The organism is uncultured Anaerococcus sp. (assembly GCF_937934665.1).
Lineage (GTDB): Bacteria > Bacillota > Clostridia > Tissierellales > Peptoniphilaceae > Anaerococcus.
Genome location: NZ_CALGYW010000129.1, coordinates 1 through 1,350 on the forward strand (window position 1 = coordinate 1; position 1,350 = coordinate 1,350).

Consider the following 1,350-nt stretch of genomic DNA (forward strand, 5'->3'; position numbering starts at 1 on the left):
GCTGCTGATATATCTGTAGTTGTGTTTATAGCTGTCGCTATAGAATCAACGACAGTTGAGATTAAAACCATTATAGGAATAGTAGCCTTGGGAAAACCAAAGGATGAAATAAGGAGGATTTCCGCTGTATAACCCCCTCCAGGCACTGCTCCACAGACAGTAGCTGCTATATAGGAAACAAGGATTGCTATTATAATACTTTCCCCACTAAGATTTATATCAAGGATACCACAAAGTAAGCTAATCTTTATAATCTGGATCATAACAGTCCCATCCTTGTGGAGGTTAGCACCAAGGGGAAGGACTATATTATTTATATCTTCCCTCACTCCCATCTTTTCACCTGCTTTAAGGTTTAAAGGAAGGGCTGCTGCAGATGAGCTTGTCGCAAAAGCTGTTATAAAGGGCGGCCAAACATTTGCCCAAAATCTCCTAACCCCCTCCCTACCACGAGCTAGGAAGGTCATGATGGTATTAACTACAAAAAAGTATAAAAAGCCTGCCGCAAAAAATATAAGTATAGTTCTGCCTAAGGGACCAAATAATTTTGATCCCTGCTCTCCTGTTATACTAGCAAAGTAGGCACCAATACCGATTGGAGCAAGCTTCATTATGTAGAAAATAATCTTATTTACAAGAATCATTCCCTCATCTACTAGCCTTATAAGGCCCTTAGCCTGTTCCTTCACACTTATAAGGGCAAGGCCCGTTATAATTGAAAAAACAATCATAGCCATGAGGTTTTCTTTTGATAAGAGTTTATAAAAGTCATCAACAGTAAGCATAGCAAGTACATCAAGCTTGGCCTCACCTGGGTCAAAGGCTTCCTTGAAAGTAAGACTAGTTCCCTTGGCAGGGTCAAAAATCTTGGTAAAAACCATCATAAAACCGCCAGCAAACAGTCCTGTAAGTAAAAATATAATAAACATAAGAACAAGGATTTTGCCAAGAGTCTTACCTGACTGCATGGAAGTAATTGATGATATAATAGATAGGCCAATCATTGGCACAATGCTTACAAATAATAAATTTAAAAATGTATCTGCTATAGGTTTTAAGATACTTGCCTTATCACCTAATCCTATTCCCAAAAATCCACCAATAACCATCGATAATAGGAGGATGAGGGATGATTTGTTGTTTTTTATAAGCTGCATAAATACCTTCCTTTTTTAAAAAAGCCCCTGCCTAAGCAAGGGCAAAAATTATTTTTTTAATCTTAATATTGATGATTCATATTGTAAATGTCCATTAATCGCAAAGCGCTGCGCTACTTTTAGGCCCTAAATCTCTGTTTATTAGAGGATATCAAAGTTTTATTATTATATTTATTCATACACCACTGCGAAA

The 1,350-nt window shown here is 37.2% G+C and carries 1 protein-coding gene; it reads right to left on the reverse strand.

Going from position 1 to position 1,350, the window contains the following annotated elements:
• The coding region (locus tag Q0410_RS06700; protein WP_299034652.1) for a dicarboxylate/amino acid:cation symporter at positions 1 to 1,157 on the reverse strand (1,157 nt) is incomplete at its 3' end.
• Positions 1,158 to 1,350 lie beyond the last annotated feature (193 nt).